Source organism: Promicromonospora panici, assembly GCF_900608595.1.
GTDB classification, from domain to species: Bacteria; Actinomycetota; Actinomycetes; order Actinomycetales; family Cellulomonadaceae; genus Promicromonospora; species Promicromonospora panici.
Map to the genome: position 1 here is coordinate 1 of NZ_UWYY01000013.1, position 14587 is coordinate 14587.

18 protein-coding genes are annotated in these 14587 nt (G+C 68.6%); 12 read left to right on the top strand and 6 right to left on the bottom strand.

Annotation, left to right across the window (positions count from 1 at the left end):
* Positions 1-11: 11 nt before the first annotated feature.
* On the bottom strand, positions 12-914 hold the full coding sequence (locus tag EW117_RS16020) for a dienelactone hydrolase family protein (protein ID WP_129787721.1): 903 nt from the start codon (positions 912-914) through the stop codon (positions 12-14).
* 19 nt (positions 915-933) lie between these two features.
* Positions 934-1341 (bottom strand): RidA family protein, encoded by a 408-nt coding sequence (locus tag EW117_RS16025; protein WP_129787722.1) that lies wholly within the window; start codon positions 1339-1341, stop codon positions 934-936.
* 482 nt (positions 1342-1823) lie between these two features.
* Between EW117_RS16025 and EW117_RS29460 the strand changes: the two genes are divergently transcribed.
* Entirely contained in the window at positions 1824-2165 is a 342-nt protein-coding gene (locus EW117_RS29460) for a hypothetical protein (protein WP_165362719.1), read from the top strand.
* Between the two features lie 80 nt (positions 2166-2245).
* Here EW117_RS29460 and EW117_RS16030 read toward each other — a convergent pair whose 3' ends face one another.
* The 4 genes from EW117_RS16030 to EW117_RS16045 form a co-directional block, all read right to left on the bottom strand.
* On the bottom strand, positions 2246-4063 hold the full coding sequence (locus tag EW117_RS16030; RefSeq protein WP_129787723.1) for a hypothetical protein: 1818 nt from the start codon (positions 4061-4063) through the stop codon (positions 2246-2248).
* A 2-nt stretch (positions 4064-4065) separates the two neighbouring features.
* Positions 4066-4476, bottom strand: a complete 411-nt coding sequence (locus tag EW117_RS16035; RefSeq protein WP_129787724.1) for an NUDIX hydrolase — start codon at positions 4474-4476, stop codon at positions 4066-4068.
* Positions 4469-5116 (bottom strand): NUDIX domain-containing protein, encoded by a 648-nt coding sequence (locus tag EW117_RS16040; RefSeq protein WP_129787725.1) that lies wholly within the window; start codon positions 5114-5116, stop codon positions 4469-4471. The genes EW117_RS16035 and EW117_RS16040 overlap by 8 nt, the downstream gene beginning before the upstream one ends.
* 106 nt (positions 5117-5222) lie before the next feature.
* Positions 5223-5555, bottom strand: a complete 333-nt coding sequence (locus tag EW117_RS16045) for a winged helix-turn-helix domain-containing protein (RefSeq protein WP_129787726.1) — start codon at positions 5553-5555, stop codon at positions 5223-5225.
* A 144-nt stretch (positions 5556-5699) separates the two neighbouring features.
* Here EW117_RS16045 and EW117_RS16050 point away from each other — a divergent pair, with 144 nt between their 5' ends.
* The 11 genes from EW117_RS16050 (at position 5700) to EW117_RS29780 (ending at position 14585) form a co-directional block, all read left to right on the top strand.
* Entirely contained in the window at positions 5700-5930 is a 231-nt protein-coding gene (locus tag EW117_RS16050; protein WP_129787727.1) for a hypothetical protein, read from the top strand.
* Positions 5927-6241: a DUF6284 family protein gene (locus tag EW117_RS16055; protein ID WP_129787728.1), complete on the top strand. Its 315-nt coding sequence runs from the start codon at positions 5927-5929 to the stop codon at positions 6239-6241. The genes EW117_RS16050 and EW117_RS16055 overlap by 4 nt, the downstream gene beginning before the upstream one ends.
* A gap of 15 nt (positions 6242-6256) precedes the next feature.
* Entirely contained in the window at positions 6257-6463 is a 207-nt protein-coding gene (locus EW117_RS16060; protein ID WP_129782903.1) for a hypothetical protein, read from the top strand.
* Positions 6463-8691, top strand: a complete 2229-nt coding sequence (locus EW117_RS16065; protein ID WP_129787729.1) for an FtsK/SpoIIIE domain-containing protein — start codon at positions 6463-6465, stop codon at positions 8689-8691. Before EW117_RS16060 ends, EW117_RS16065 begins: the two co-directional genes overlap by 1 nt.
* Before the next feature lie 35 nt (positions 8692-8726).
* Positions 8727-9815, top strand: coding sequence for a hypothetical protein (locus EW117_RS16070; protein ID WP_129787730.1), 1089 nt, complete (start codon positions 8727-8729; stop codon positions 9813-9815).
* 1 nt (position 9816) lies between these two features.
* On the top strand, positions 9817-10143 hold the full coding sequence (locus EW117_RS16075) for a hypothetical protein (protein WP_129787731.1): 327 nt from the start codon (positions 9817-9819) through the stop codon (positions 10141-10143).
* 38 nt (positions 10144-10181) lie between these two features.
* On the top strand, positions 10182-10553 hold the full coding sequence (locus EW117_RS16080) for a hypothetical protein (protein WP_129787732.1): 372 nt from the start codon (positions 10182-10184) through the stop codon (positions 10551-10553).
* Positions 10554-10707: 154 nt separating this feature from the next.
* Positions 10708-11679, top strand: a complete 972-nt coding sequence (locus EW117_RS16085; RefSeq protein ID WP_129787733.1) for a bifunctional DNA primase/polymerase — start codon at positions 10708-10710, stop codon at positions 11677-11679.
* Between the two features lie 43 nt (positions 11680-11722).
* Positions 11723-12571, top strand: a complete 849-nt coding sequence (locus EW117_RS16090) for a DNA adenine methylase (RefSeq protein ID WP_165362720.1) — start codon at positions 11723-11725, stop codon at positions 12569-12571.
* Positions 12568-12780 (top strand): helix-turn-helix domain-containing protein, encoded by a 213-nt coding sequence (locus EW117_RS16095; RefSeq protein ID WP_129787734.1) that lies wholly within the window; start codon positions 12568-12570, stop codon positions 12778-12780. The genes EW117_RS16090 and EW117_RS16095 overlap by 4 nt, the downstream gene beginning before the upstream one ends.
* Positions 12777-14585 (top strand): hypothetical protein, encoded by a 1809-nt coding sequence (locus tag EW117_RS29780; protein WP_207211897.1) that lies wholly within the window; start codon positions 12777-12779, stop codon positions 14583-14585. Before EW117_RS16095 ends, EW117_RS29780 begins: the two co-directional genes overlap by 4 nt.
* Positions 14586-14587 lie beyond the last annotated feature (2 nt).

Sequence of the window (14587 nt, forward strand, 5' to 3'; positions counted from 1 at the left end):
GCTGGGTCGGATCAACTGCCTCGTGCGGTTTCGCGAAGCCGGTCGGCGAGGAAGTCGTAGGCGGTCGTCCTGGCCGCCCTGGGGAAGTCGTGACGGCCGGGCCTGATCTCGACGCGCGCGTGCCGGGTCCCGCGTTCGGCGAGCCGGTCGCGGATGCTCTCGGCGCCGCGGCTCCACCGGTCGTCGTCGGTGGCGAGGATCAGGTACTGGCACTGATCCGCGAGGCCGACGACGTCCTCGACGTCGTGCGCGGAGGCGAAGCCCGGGACGACGAACTCGGCCTGGAAGCCGACGTCACGCGCGAACGACTCCCGGTAGGGGACGCAGCCGCAGTTGGAGACGCTGGCCCGGATACGTCGGTCCCAGGCGGGCGCCCAGAGCGCGGCGCGGCCGCCGTAGGAGTGGCCGATGAAACCGATGCGGTCCGAGTCGACCTCGGGCATGGCCGTCGCGTAGTCGAGGGCGAGGCTGATCTCCTGCAGGCACGTGGCCAGCAGCGTGCGCCCGACGACGAGACGGTTGGACAGCTCGAACCAGGTGACGTTCCGCCCACCGTCCCAGTTGCGGTCCTCGAAGCCGATCGCGTCCGGCGCGATGGTGACGAACCCGCACTGGGCGAGCTCGGCCGCATAGGCCTGGTCCGGGTCGCCGCGCAGGCCGCAGACCTCACTCTTGCCGAGATCGAACTGGCCGGCGTGCTGGTGATGGCAGAAGACGAGGGGTGCGGGGGCCGGCAGTGCGTCCGGGATGCAGACGAAGGCGGAGGCCCTGCCTGCGGGGACGTCGTAGGAGACTTGGCGCCGGACGTAGCCGTCGCACGTGACCTCGTCCTCGACGGCCGGGCGCAGTGGTCCGGGCTCGTCGACCGGTGCGAGGAACTGACGCAGGGACTCGTGCGTGAATCGGTCGGTCACGACCTACATCCTGCCCGCGTCAGTCGACGACCGCGGCGACCGCCTCGAGTTCGACCAGCTGGTCGTCGTAGCCGAGAACCGTGACTCCCATCAGCGTGCTCGGCACGTCATGCTCACCGAACGCATCGCGTACGACCTTCCACGCCGCGCCGAGATCGGCCCGCGTTGACGAGGCCACGAGCACGCGTGTGCTGATCACGTCCCCGATCGTCGCTCCGGCGGCAGCCAACGCGCGCTGCATCGTCTCGATACATGCAGCGGCCTGGCCCGCGTAGTCGCCGACAGCCACGGTCGTCCCGTCGTCGTCCAACGGGCATGCTCCTGCGAGGAAGATCAAGCGGGCGTCCTTGGGTGCTGTCGCGGCGTAGGCGTACTCGGCGACGTCGGACAAGGTCGAAGCACGGATCAGCTGCACGGAACTTGGCACGCATCCATCGTGCCAGGCCATCGCCTGCGTCCCGTACTCATTTCCGCGCGCGACTGCCGACAGGGGCAATGCGACTGGAGGCGCACCGTAGCCGCAGGCGCAGGCTACGTTGTGGGGGTGGACCCGCTCCTCCTTCGTGGACCAGGCGGGTCTAGATGTTTCAGAGTGCGCTGCCTGACGTGCTCGTCAACGCAGCAAGGCCCTGAACTCCCAGGTCAACTGGGTGTTCAGGGCCTCGTTCCGGCTCCCGCGGTTGGACTTGAACCAACGACCGTCCGATTCGTCAACGTGAGTTCTCGCCCGATAACCGCTGGGTCTCGTCGTATGCCAACCGGTGCAGCCAAGCGGCTAACTCGGGTGCTGTAGATGTACATAGGTGCTCGCTGCATGCCGGTCAATCTGTTGGGTTTCCGCTGGGGGCGTGGCCGCAGCGCACGGGGACGGGATCGAACATATGTTCGAACTCGATGCATACTGGTTCCATGAGTGGCACGGACCACGTAGACGCCGCGGAGCGCGAGCGACGTAAGCGTGAGCAACAGAGTCGGATCGCGATGTGGCGGAAGCGTGGGCAGGAGGAGCGTGGTTGGGCGGCCGAACGCCTGATCGAGCATCAGGGTCCGGCGTCGGTCCCCTCGGTCAAGCTGCCTGAGCCGATCCCTACCTTGTGCACGGCTCGTGCTTACGACGGCACCATGGTGACGATGGTGGGCGAGGTGACCCACTGCCGAGGACCGTGGCGGGAATTCTCTGCTGAGTACCCCGGCTGGGGCGTGTGGATGGCCGTCGTCCACCGCGACACGTGCGAGTACCTCGATGGGTGACTGGGGAGTGTGCCTTGGAGCAGGTCTGCGCTCCGGCTGTCCGCATGAGCGCACCACGAGCGAGCCTGCTCGCACCGGTGTCAGTTGACTTCGTTCCCACGATCGTTCTCGACTCCCATGCCCTCCAAGACACCGCCGTCAGTATCAGCCCCCAGCACCGACAAGATTCGACCGAACACCCCGTTGAACTGTGCACGTACTCGCTGCGGGATGAGCGGATCGAGCCGCATCACTTTCCGCACGTGATCCGTAACGCTCGCGAGCCGCATCGTGCCTTCATGCTTGGATTTGATGATATCCACCAAAGACGGACCGCCAGCATCCGCCACAGCCTCCACGATCTCCAGGTCGACCAAGTCCATCAGCTCGACGGGCGCAATATCTCGGCTAGAGAGGATGCTCTTCATTGAGAGCACCTCCCTCAGGCGATCCAGCGTGATCGGATTTACCGGATACCCCTCCGTCAGCAAGATCACGGGAAAGAAGTGCACTTCACCCGAGCCTTTAGCGACGGACCGAAACGCATTCTGTCGAATCTGCTTGATCGTGGCGTCGAGCTGCTTCGCCTTCTCGCACAGTGCATCAATTTCGTCGTCTAGCCGAACTGCTGCACCGCCATGAACAGAGTCCCGCATCAGTCGCCTAGTCGAGATCTCCAGAACGACCCATGAGTGACCATAGTCAATCGCAACGTCCGCGACCTTTGATTTCTTTCCCAGGTGGTGCCGGAGCGCCTCTTCATCAAACACGCGGCCTGGAAGTTGCGCGTACATCTCTGAAACAATGCTCTGCACGTATCGCTCAGTCGCCCGACGAAACCGGTCACTCTGCCGACCCAGATCCGACTTCTTTCCTTGATCCCTCAGGGCCTGCTCGACATCCAAATAGAGCGGCCACGCTGCGATCCTGTTTAAAAGGAACTCGGGATGAAGGACGAACCAGCCATCGTCGACACGAAGAAGAGGGAACCTCTCGAACGGCGAAAACATCCACGGTACCGAGCTCCATGGGGTCGATATCTCTTCAGCCTTGATAAGTTCCCTGAACCGGTCAGCGTCTGACGACAAGTGTCGAAGCGCAGTGCTTATGTCTTCGCGTGGAATCCTCAATCCATCGAATCGACTGCCGGATATGAAGGCTTGGCCGTCCGTGTAGGCCGCACTCCATGCAGCGATCACTACGGATTCCAATGCGGTCAGACTTATACCGGTCGTGGACTGGTATACCTCTGAGAACACGCCTGACTGATCCCCGAATCGGGGGTCGTGCCACCTCGCCTCATACAGAGCCAGCCGTGTCGGCACAGAACCTGGGTTGTTAAAGTGCTGGTTCGCAACAATCTCACCAACCAGCGACTCGCGCGTGTTGTCGGCCCGATTCAAGTTCGACGCCGTGGTCAACATCAGGGCGGGAAGAAGCCTCACCGAATCCTCGTTGCGAGGCTGCGCCCCGCACCGAAAGATTGCCATCTTCATCATCACAAGCAAGGCTTGAGGGAGGACCAACCGGCGGCCCGAGCCGATTTTCGCCTTCACCTGTGTTCGAGTCGGCTCAGCAAGGTAAGCGTCCGCGAATTCGAGGTCAACCTCCCTGCTTGGTCCTGAGCCTGCCGTCTTGGCGATCCAGTGGGTCGCGAATGAGACAACGTCCCGCAGCGCCATCGTCTCCAGTTTGTTAAACAACCAGTCGGCTCCAGGCGACTGCCCGAATACGTCGTCCGCCGTGAGGTAGACCTGAATAAGATCTATCGGTTGCGGGGTTTCCACCAATTCACGCGGAAGTACCAAACCGTCGTGGCGCTGGCGCATCTGGGTTTCAAGGGGCATCCCGGCGGGAGCTTCGAGCGCCTCCTTGACAACCTGATTAATGAAGGCGTCTCGGTCGCTTGAGTGCTGCAATTTCAGGCCAAGACCTTCGCGAGGTAGTCCTGAACCATCGGGGCGAAGCCGTACGGCACGTAGTCACTGAACTGGTCCGGCGTGGCCCACGCGAGGTCCGAGAGCTCTTCTGTGTCAGCCACGTACGCCGTGCCGCCCTTGACCTCGCAAGCCACGTAGCCCATAAGACGTCCGGTCTTCGGGTGGACCCGCTCGCCGAGCATCTTCACTGCCTCGACCGTGAGCCCAGACTCTTCGGCGGTCTCACGCACGGCGGCCTCCTCGAAGGTCTCGCCTGCCTCGACCGCTCCGGCGGGGAACTGCCACGACAGCGCGCCCTCAGACACGCGGCGCTGGACCAGGAGGAGCTTCCCGTCCTGCACGATGATCGCCGCCGCGATGGCGGGCTTCTCTTCAGTCACTGCCTCAGACATGCGTGCCTCCCAGCACTTCGAGAATCGGGGGGTAGATCGTGCTCTCTGGAATGAACTTCGTCAGGTTCGCGATGGGTACCCATGCCACGCTCGCGTTCTCTACGACGTCGCGGTTCTGCGCCTCTCCGGCGAGGTAGTCGCAGTGAAAATACTCGCAGTAGACGCCGGTCTTGGGATGGACTCGCGCGCCGATCTTCTCCGCGACCGAGCAATGGACGTCGGTCTCCGCGAAGGTCTCGCGGACAGCGGAGTCGGACGACGATGCTCCGGGCTTGACGATGCCGGCAGGAAACTGCCATCGGAGCGCGCCATCGTCGCGGCGCTGGACGAGTAGGACGGCGCCGTCGCGCTGGACGACGGCGATTGCCACGGAGAGCGCCTGCGGTGACCCATTGGCCGATGGACCCGCCGACCGAAGCAATGCGTCAAACCGCTCCCGTGCGCCGTCACCGGCCTGGTCAAGCGCGGTGTCGAGGAGCTGCTGGACCTCTGAGCGAGGCTTCATGGCTGGGTTCGCGTGCCACCCCGCGACGGTGCGTGTCGATACGCCGAGTCGTTCGGCAAAGTCTTCGTTGGTCATGCGCAGCGCGGCCTGGAGGTAGTTCGCTTTCTCGCCGGTCCACGCGTCGATCACTGACACTGCAATCACCCCCTGATTCCGGTTGCACTGCCGGTGCATCGGGACTGCATCGGAGCCTCATCGATCCCCCGTTGGGATCGAAGTTGGCTAGTCGCATGCAGACGAACTACGACGCCGACCGGCCCGCTTCGAGCGCCGCGACGCGCTTCTCCAGGTCCGCGACCCGCTGCGGCAGATCGTCGGCGGGCTCTCCTCCGGGGTGCCAGGTCGAGGCCGGGGCGACGAACACGCCCTTGCCCTGCTGGCCGACGACGAGCCCTTCCGCCTTGAGCGTGTTGATCGCGTCTCGGACAACGGTGCTCGATACACCGTGCTCAGCCTTGAGCGCGGCTGACGACGGAAGCTGCGCACCCTCCGCCAGATCGCCGTCAACGATGCGGCGCCGGAGGTCTCCGGCCAACCGCTGGCCTGCTGGCTCGCCAGTGGTCTTCGTGGGCATGTGGGCATCCCCTCCCCTTCTGCACTTAGTACAGCACACGGCTGGACCTGCGACTTTGGTTCACCACTTGACGCACTAAGTGCACTAGGTGCAGTGTGGTCATCACGCGGGCGCCAGCCCGAACGACACGAAGGAGCTAGCGCAATGACGAAGAGGACTGAGGACCTGGCATCCGCGAGGCGGCTGCTGCTCACGTCGTCCGAGGGACTGAGCAAGGCCGGACGGCTGCTGTTCGCGACCGGCCTGCTCGACGAAGGCCGGAAGGTGGCGTGCATGGTCGCCGAGCTCGCGGCGATGCGGCCGGCCGTTCGGACCGCGCACCGCGCGGCCATCGCCGTCGAGCGCGACACCACCGCAACGGAGGAGAACCGATGAGCACGTACACCGCTCTTGCCGCGTTCGACGACGAGCCGACGCCGGGCGACCTTGCGGCCATCGCCGCCGAGGCACCCGTGATCGCGGCTGAGGTCGCCGTGGTGGACGCCGAGTGCCGCATGGCGATGTCGCACGACGAGCTGGCGGTCAAGGCTCACCGTCGCGCCGTCGTCGCCCTCGGCGTCGCGCTTCGTACGGCGGTGGAGACCAGCACCAACCGCGCCACGTCGACGGCCCCGGTGTTCGTTCCGGGTAGCCCGCTCTCGACGGCCCGCCGGGTCGTCATCCGTCCTGCCATCCGCACCGCCTGACAAGGGAGTTTCGCCATGATCACCGTTTCGCTGCTGGTCTTTCTGATCCTCGTGTCGTTCATCGCCGTCAAGTACGGCTCAGCCAAGATCGGCACTCTCACGCTGGGTGTGTGCCTGGGCCTGGCGCTGGCGTCGACGTCGTTCGGCATGTGGGGCGTCGACGCTCTGAACGACCTGCTCAACAACCTGTTCACGGGTGCCAACTCGATGGCGGGTGCCTGATGACGACGCCGAACGACGAGCACACGCCGTCCGGGCACACCCCGGACGATGACGAGCTGGAAGCCATGTTCAACCGTCCCGCCGCTGACCTCGCGGTCCGTGCCGGCGGGCTGCTGGACCAGAGCACGGCACCGGCCGACGAGGACAACTCACTGTCGGGCGAGGTGATCGACGCCCCGGCCGCCGTCGAGCCCGAGCCATCCCCCATGCTTGCGCGTGTGGTCGAGCACCGCGGGGACCACAAGCGATTGACCGTGCTGCCCGAGTGGGCCAAGTCGCCCGAGGTGTTCTGGACCGCCGCCCGTCGTGAGGCCGCGTTCGTCGCGTCCTGGACGGCGCACCACGGCATCCGCCTGCCGTTCGTGTACCTGCCCAAGTTCCTGGCCCGGGCCGGGCTCGGGTTCGGGCTGTGCGTGCGGGGCCTGGCCCGGTGGGTGACCGACGCCGAGAACAAGGCCACCCGCGCCCTGCTCATGGCCGGCGTCCGGGGGACCGCGGAGTGGAAGACGCTCCGTAAGGAGCACGCCGACGGCGTCCGGGCTCGCCTGGGTGGTCTGGCCGCCGCCGGGTTCACGTCCGGCGTCGCCGGGGTGACCCTGCACACCTACACCGGTCCCGAGGGCCTGACCGCCGCCGCCATCGCGACCGGGGCCGCGGCCGTGACCGCGTTCGGCGTCGTCGGCACCCGCCGCGCGGGCAAGCCCATTGCCGAGGCGCACGAGGGCAAGGTCCCCAAGCTCACGGTCGACGTCGTCACCGACGCCCTGCTCACCCTCGGGCTGGGTTCGATGGGGGAGGCCAAGCGCGGCAACGCGGAAATCAAGGTGCTGCGCATCTTCCCGACCACGGGCGGCGTGGAAATCCACATCGACCTCCCGCCCGGCGCCACGGCCGCGGACGTGATCGAGCGCAAGGACCGTTTGGCCTCGGCGCTGCGCCGGCCGATGGACACCGTGTGGCCCGAGGGCAACCCCAAGGCCCATCCGTCCCGCCTGAACCTGTTCATCGCGGACAAGGGCCTGTCCGAGCGCGACGTCGCCCACTGGAAGTACCGCACCAAGGGTCAGACCAACGTGTTCGAGCCGTTCGTCATCGGAGAGGACCAGCGCGGCCGCCCCGTCTCCACGAACCTCATGTACAACAACGGCGTCGTCGGTGGCCTGCCCGGCATGGGCAAGACGTTCTTCCTGCGCGTGCTGATCCTGGGCGCGTCGCTGGACCCCCGGACCGAGCTGCACATTCACGAGCTCAAGGGCACCGGTGACCTCATGCCGTTCGCCCCGATCGCGCACGTGTGCCGCGCCGGTGACGACCCCGACGACCTCGCCGCGCTGCTGGCCGACCTCAAGGCAGTACAGGCCGAGATGCGCCGCCGGGCCAAGATCATCCGCGGCCTGCCCCGCGACGTGTGCCCCGAGTCCAAGGTCACCGACGAGCTCGCAGCGATCGGCAACCCGTACGGGTTCAAGCCGCTGCTGTTCGTCATCGACGAATCGCAGCTCGGGTTCGGTGACCCCACCATGGGCGCCGAGATCTCGGCACTGACCGAGGACATCACCCGCCGCGGCCGCGCACTGGGCATCATGCTCTGGCTCGCGACCCAGCGCCCGAACAAGGACGCCATCCCCACCGGCATCTCGGCGCTGCTGAGCCTGCGCGCCTGCCTGCGCGTAGGCGACGTGACCACCAACGACATGGTGCTCGGTACCTCGATGTACAAGGCGGGCCACCGGGCCACGATCTTCTCCCAGGAGGACAAGGGCATCGCCCTGCTGGCCGGAGAGAAGTCCGACCCGCAGCTCGTGCGCGGCGCGTTCGTCGACGGCGCCCTCGCGGACAAGATCGTCGAGCGCGCCCGCGCCGTCCGCGAGGCCAAGGGCCTGCTGACCGGGATGGCCGCGGGGGACGAGGCCGCCGACCTGGACCACTCCACGATCCTGGACCACCTGCTCGCGGTGTGGCCGGAGAACGACCCGCAGTGGCCCAACGGCAAGGTCTGGTCCGAGGTCCTGGCCGCCCGCCTGGCCGAGTCCAAGCCCGCGCTGTACGCCGACTGGGACGCCACCCAGGTCAACGCCGCCGCAAAGCGCCACGGCGTCGGGTCCAAGTCGATCAAGGGCACCGCGGACGGACGGCCCGCCGTGCGTCGCGGCCTGGTCCGCGCCGAGGTCGCCCAAGCCCTGGGCGACGACACCGCATTGCCCGATGCGTCCGACTCGGACGACTGACCACCCGACCCGCACGACACGAAGGGAGCACCACCATGAGCACCACGCACACCACCGCCGGCGGCTCACGCCGCCTGGTCCTCGCCGGAGCGGTGTCCGTCGCCATCATCTCGACCGTGTCCGCCTACCTCGCCATGGTCGGGTTCGGCATCGACGTCCTCGGCATGGACCCCGTCACCGCCTACACCACGGCCGGCGTGTTCGAGCTGTCCCTCGTGACCGTGGCGCTGCTGGCCCGTGAGGCGGCCCGGGACAACCGGCCCGGCGGCACCCTGCTCACCCTGACGTGGGCGCTGTCGTCCGCGTCGGGCGTGTTCGCCGCGGTGCACGAGATCTACCTCGAGCACCCGGCCGGCGCTGTCGCGTTCCGGTTCATCGTGCCGCTGCTGGCCGCCCTGATGTGGCACCTCGCCCTCATCGGTGACCGCCACCTCGCGACCGGCGCGTCCTGGTCGAGCATGCGGCAGACCGCCCGCATGCACGCCCTGTTCCTCACCACCGAGGACGCCGTCCGCCTGCACACCCTCAACGACGGATCCGGGGCCGCCCGCCGGTCGATCGTCCGGGCCGAGGCACGCCGCCGCAAGGCCCGCGCCGTCGCCCTGCGGACCGTTCCCCCGGAGCAGATGCGCCACCAGGTGTCCGGGTGGCTCGACTCCCTGTCCGCCGTCTCCGACGCCGTGACCGACGTGGCCCGCCTGCACGTCGAGGCCAACAACCGCGTCGCCGGATACGTGTCCGCCCCGGTCATGTCCGACCACCTGTCCGGGCCGGACTACACCGACCGCGCCGACGAGGCTGTCCGGGCTGAACTGGCGGACATGGTCGGACTGTCCGCCACCCCGACGGCCGGACAGACCACCTCCGGTGTCCGGGCCGCTGTCCGGCCCAAGTCGCGTCGGACCGTCCGACCGGCTGGACCGAGCAACGCCGACCGTGCTGTCCGCCTCTCGATTGTGTCCGGGCTGCTGGACACCAACCCGGACGCCACCGCCCGCGACGCACTGTCCGCCCTGGCAGCCGATGGCCACCACGTGACCGACCGGACCGCGCGTCGTCTGCTGTCCGAGGCCCGCCCGGCCAGCACGAACACGGACGCCGACGCGGACACCGAGGCGGCGTGACATGTCGCCCATCTTCCAGCGCGCCGCCCGGGAGTGGGCCGCGATGCGGTCCGAGTACGGCGACTACCTGGAAGCCCACATCGCCGCCGCCTACGACGCCACCAACGGTGTCCTGCTCAACGCACGAGGCCGCGCCGCCGGAGTGAGCGAGGAACGCCTGTTCCTCGCTGGCGGATCGTTCGCCTCCGCGTACGCCTCACCGGAGCTGCTGGAGTTCTGGGCCACCCGCCCGCGCCTGACCGTCGAGGCGTTCGAGCGGGCCTGGGCCGAACGGCTCTGGGCCGCCGAGGGAGAGGAGCTACCCGACCACTGGCACACAGCCGCCTGACCCGCACCACCCGCCGCACGCCACTCGCAGGAGGAACCGTGAACCGCAACGACAACCTCAGCCCGACCGAGTACGCCGCCCTGGTCCGCGACGCCCGCGCCCTCGTGGCCGCCGTCGAGCGCGGTGTTCGCCGCACCGGTGCCGTGTTCGCCGTGACCATGGGCCTCACCGTCGCCGGGACGGCCCTCGGGCTGGACCTGGTCGCCTCCCTCGCCGCCGTGGTCGCCGTGACCGCGTTCACCGCCGCACTGGTCCTGCTCGTGGCCCGGATCGCCCTCGGTCCCGCCCCCACCGAGGTAGGCGTCACCACCCCCGCCGGCCTCATCGAGCACCCGGCGAACGGTAGCGGGAGGCCCGCTACCGGTAGCGGCGCCGCTACCCCCACAAACCGCAGGATTCTGCGGAAGTAGCGGGGTAGCAGCCCTCGCGCTGCACCCCCGAAACACCCTCCACACCCACCGCTGAGGGCACGGCGGGCCGCTACCGCTACCCGCCGTGCCCCTACCCCCGCCATGCCAAAAACAGGCCGCTCACGTGGCCGACCACCGGAGAGGAACGCCCGTCATGAGCACACCCACCCGCTGGACCAGCACGCACGCGGGCAGCACCGCCGCCGAGCACCACCACGGCGCACTGCTGGCCACCGCCCTGGAGTACGCCGCCCGAGGCTGGCACGTCTTCCCGCTCATCCCGGGAAGCAAGCGACCCGCGACCCCGCGTCACGCCGCCACCGACTGCGACGGTTCGGACCCGTGGTGCCGTGGCGGGCACACCGGGTGGGAGCAGCGCGCCACCACCGACCCTGACCGGATAACTCGAGCATGGACCACCGCCCCCTACGGCGTCGGCATCGCGTGCGGCCCCTCCGGGCTGCTGGTGATCGACACCGACACCCCCAAGCCCGGCGCGACCGCCGCGGCGTCGGGTGAGGAGACGCTGGCCTCGCTCGTCGCCGCGCACGACGGCGCCGCGTCACTCCCGGAGACCTGGACCGTGGCCACGCCCTCGGGCGGCGTGCACCGGTACTACACCACCGAGCACCTGACCACGACCCTCGGGAACACGGCCGGTCGCCTCGGTGCCCTGATCGACACCCGGGGCACGGGCGGGTACGTCGTCGCACCGCCCACGACCACCCCCGCCGGGCGGTACGACGGGACGGCCGACGCCGAGGCCGCACCGCTGCCCGCCTGGCTGGTCCAGCAGCTCACGCCCCGCCCGGCCGCGCCGTCGAGCCCGCGAGAGCTGCGGCCCGTCACCCACCGCTCCGCGTACCTGCGGGCCGTGCTGACCAAGGAAGCCGCGCACGTCAGCGAGGCGACCGAGGGCGGCCGGAATCACGCCCTGTTTGCCGCCGCGTGCTGCCTCGGAGAACTGATCGCGGGCGGCTCACTGACCGATTCCGACGCCACCGCGACGCTGCTCGACGCGTGCGCCGGCCACATCGCCAACGGCGCGTTCACCGAGGCCGAGGCCTGGGCAACTGTCCGCTCCGGCTTCCGGCGCGGAGCGAGCAAGCCACGAACCGCTGCATGACCGAACCTGCGCGATCGCGAAACACGAGTTCAGGAGGAACGCCATGACCCGTCCGAATATCGCCCCGCCCGTGCCGTACTTCGGTGGGAAGCAACGCATCGCCAGCCAGCTCGTGGCCCTGTTCCCTGAGCACGAGCACTACGTCGAGCCGTTCGCCGGAAGCCTGTCGGTGCTGCTGGCCAAGCCCCCAGCGAAGCTGGAGACGGTCAACGACCTGGACGGCGACCTGATGACGTTCTGGCGCATCCTGCGCGACCGTCCCGACGACCTCGCCCGAGCCTGCGCCCTGACCCCGCACTCACGCGCCGAGCACGGCGCTTCCCGCGACCGCGAAGACGTGCCGGACCTGGAGCGCGCCCGGCGGGTCTGGGTCGCACTCACCCAGGGACGGGCAGGGCAGCTGCGCCGCACCGGCTGGCGACACCACGTGACACCGACCGGCACCAGCATCGGTATGCCCGCCTACCTCGGCGGCTACGTCGAGCGCATGCCCGCCGCAGCCCGACGTCTCGCCAGCGTCTCCCTGGAATGCCTTCCCGCCTTGGACGTGATCGCCAAGTACGGCGCCGACCCGCGGGCCCTGCTCTACGTGGACCCGCCCTACCTCGGCACCACCCGGGGCACGACCAGCGGCTACCAGCACGAGCTGAAGGCCGAGCACGAGCACCGCGACCTCGCGGCCGCGTTGCTCGAAAGCCGCGCCGCCGTCGTCGTGTCGGGCTACGCCTCGCCTCTGTACGACGAGCTCTTCGACGGCTGGCACACCGCCTCGATCAACGCCTACTCCGGCCAGGGCAACGCCTCGGGTGCGCAGGGCGAACGCACCGAAGTCATCTGGTCCAACCGGCCCCTGATCCTCACCCCGACTCTCGACCTGGAGGCGATCGCATGACCACGCACACCGCAATCCCCACCGCACACGTGCTGCTCACGCCCCAGGAGGTGGCCGACCTGCTCCGCATCCCGGTCCGCAGCCTGTATGTACAGCGCTCCGCCGGTCGCCCGACGCCGCCCGGCGTGAAGATCGGCCGTCACCTGCGCTACCGGCTCGCCGACGTCGAAGCATGGGTCGAGGAGCAGTTCACCCGGAGCGCAGCATGAGCGCCCCAGAGCCGAACGAGGCTGTCCCTGACACCCCCACGACCGACCCGGCAACCGCCGCCATGGCGCCCGATGCCACCCCGGAGAAGAAGACCGCCGCGTCGATCCTGGTGGACCTGGCGTTGGAGCGGTACGACCTCGGATGCACCCCGGACGGCGACACCTACGCGGTCCCGCGCACGGGCGGGAACGTCGTGCGGATGCTGCGCGGCGGCCGGTCCTCGCTGCGCGGCGAGCTGGCCAAGGCGTACCGGGAGCGCACCGGGGCAATTGCCGGACAGCAGGCCCTCGCTGACGCGCTGCTGGTGCTCCAAGGCACCGCAGGCGAAGCCGAACCGGAACAGGTCCACGTGCGCGTCGCCGAGCACGACGGCGCGACGTGGATCGACCTGGGTGACGCCGCCGAACACGTCGTGCGCGTCGGCATCGACGGGTGGTCCATCGTCACCGAAGCCCCGGTGCTGTTCCGCCGCTCGGCCCTGACGGGCGCTCTGCCGATGCCCGAGCCGGGCGGGAGCTTGGACGACCTGTGGGCGCTGCTGAACGTCACCGAGACGGACCGGCCGCTCGTGCTGGGCTGGCTCGTCGCGGCCCTCGGGTGGGCACACATCCCGCACCCCATGCTCGCTTTGCTGGGTGAGCAGGGCACCGGGAAGTCGTCCGCGACGAAGAACCTGGTGCAGCTCGTGGACCCGTCCCCGGTGCCGCTGCGCAAGCCGCCCCGCGACGCCGACGGATGGGTCACCGCCGCGTCGGGCTCGTGGGTCGTCGGGCTGGACAACCTCAGCACGATCCCACCGTGGCTGTCTGACTCGCTGTGCCGGGCCGTGACCGGTGACGGCGACGTGCGCCGCGAGCTCTACTCGGATGACGGGCTGTCCGTGTTCGCGTTCCGCCGCGTGATCCTCATGAACGGGATCGACGTCGGAGCCATGGCACCCGACCTCGCCGACCGGTCCATCGTCGTCAACCTCGACCGGATCACCGAGGACCGACGACGCCCGGAGTCACAGCTCGCCACCGCGTGGGAATTGGCGCACCCGCGCGTGTTCGGCGCCCTGCTGGAACAGGTGCGGATCTGCAAGACAAGGATGTCCTCGGTGCGCCTGGACACCATGCCGCGCATGGCCGACTTCGCCATGGTGCTCGGAGCGCTGGACCAGATCCACGGCACCGACTCCCTGACCGCCTACAGCGACCAGGCCAACAGCCTGGCGCTCGATGCGGTGACCTCGGACCCGTTCCTCGCCGCCCTCACCGAGACCCTCACGGAGCCCTGGCAGGGCACAGCCGCCGACCTCCACTCCCTGGTCCAGCCCGACGGGCTCCCCTCGCGCACGTGGCCACGCAGCGTGCGAGCCGTGGCCGGAGTGCTCAAGCGGAACGCCCCCGCGCTGCGGTCGGCCGGCTGGACCGTGGACGACCTCGGAGCGCGGAACCGGCAGAAGGTCACCGTCTGGGCGATCACTCCACCTGAGATTGCCCGTATCCAACCCCCGCAACACCCGCAACCCCCGTTAGTGCAGGTCACAGCGATTTCCGATGCGGGGGTAGGCGGGGGTACGCGGGTCAAGCGTGGGGGTTCAACCCCCGCATACACCCGCCAACCCCCGCGTACCCCCGCACGCTCCGACGCCCTGACCAGCACAAACGGGGGTGCGGGTGTTGCGGGGGACGAATACGGGCCATCTCAGGTCGCCGCCTGCGACGACTGCGGCGAACCCCTCACCGGCCCCGGCTACACCACCCGATGCCGCCCCAACCACGAAGCCGCCAACCTGGAGGTCACTCACCATGTCGCGTAAGC

Coding starts and splice junctions, on each gene's coding strand:
- EW117_RS29460 (WP_165362719.1), top strand. CDS start 1,824: ATGAGTGGCACGGACCACGTAGACGCCGCGGAGCGCGAGCGACGTAAG.
- EW117_RS16035 (WP_129787724.1), bottom strand. CDS start 4,476: ATGTCTGAGGCAGTGACTGAAGAGAAGCCCGCCATCGCGGCGGCGATC.
- EW117_RS16045 (WP_129787726.1), bottom strand. CDS start 5,555: ATGCCCACGAAGACCACTGGCGAGCCAGCAGGCCAGCGGTTGGCCGGA.
- EW117_RS16050 (WP_129787727.1), top strand. CDS start 5,700: ATGACGAAGAGGACTGAGGACCTGGCATCCGCGAGGCGGCTGCTGCTC.
- EW117_RS16055 (WP_129787728.1), top strand. CDS start 5,927: ATGAGCACGTACACCGCTCTTGCCGCGTTCGACGACGAGCCGACGCCG.
- EW117_RS16060 (WP_129782903.1), top strand. CDS start 6,257: ATGATCACCGTTTCGCTGCTGGTCTTTCTGATCCTCGTGTCGTTCATC.
- EW117_RS16065 (WP_129787729.1), top strand. CDS start 6,463: ATGACGACGCCGAACGACGAGCACACGCCGTCCGGGCACACCCCGGAC.
- EW117_RS16070 (WP_129787730.1), top strand. CDS start 8,727: ATGAGCACCACGCACACCACCGCCGGCGGCTCACGCCGCCTGGTCCTC.
- EW117_RS16075 (WP_129787731.1), top strand. CDS start 9,817: ATGTCGCCCATCTTCCAGCGCGCCGCCCGGGAGTGGGCCGCGATGCGG.
- EW117_RS16085 (WP_129787733.1), top strand. CDS start 10,708: ATGAGCACACCCACCCGCTGGACCAGCACGCACGCGGGCAGCACCGCC.
- EW117_RS16090 (WP_165362720.1), top strand. CDS start 11,723: ATGACCCGTCCGAATATCGCCCCGCCCGTGCCGTACTTCGGTGGGAAG.
- EW117_RS16095 (WP_129787734.1), top strand. CDS start 12,568: ATGACCACGCACACCGCAATCCCCACCGCACACGTGCTGCTCACGCCC.
- EW117_RS29780 (WP_207211897.1), top strand. CDS start 12,777: ATGAGCGCCCCAGAGCCGAACGAGGCTGTCCCTGACACCCCCACGACC.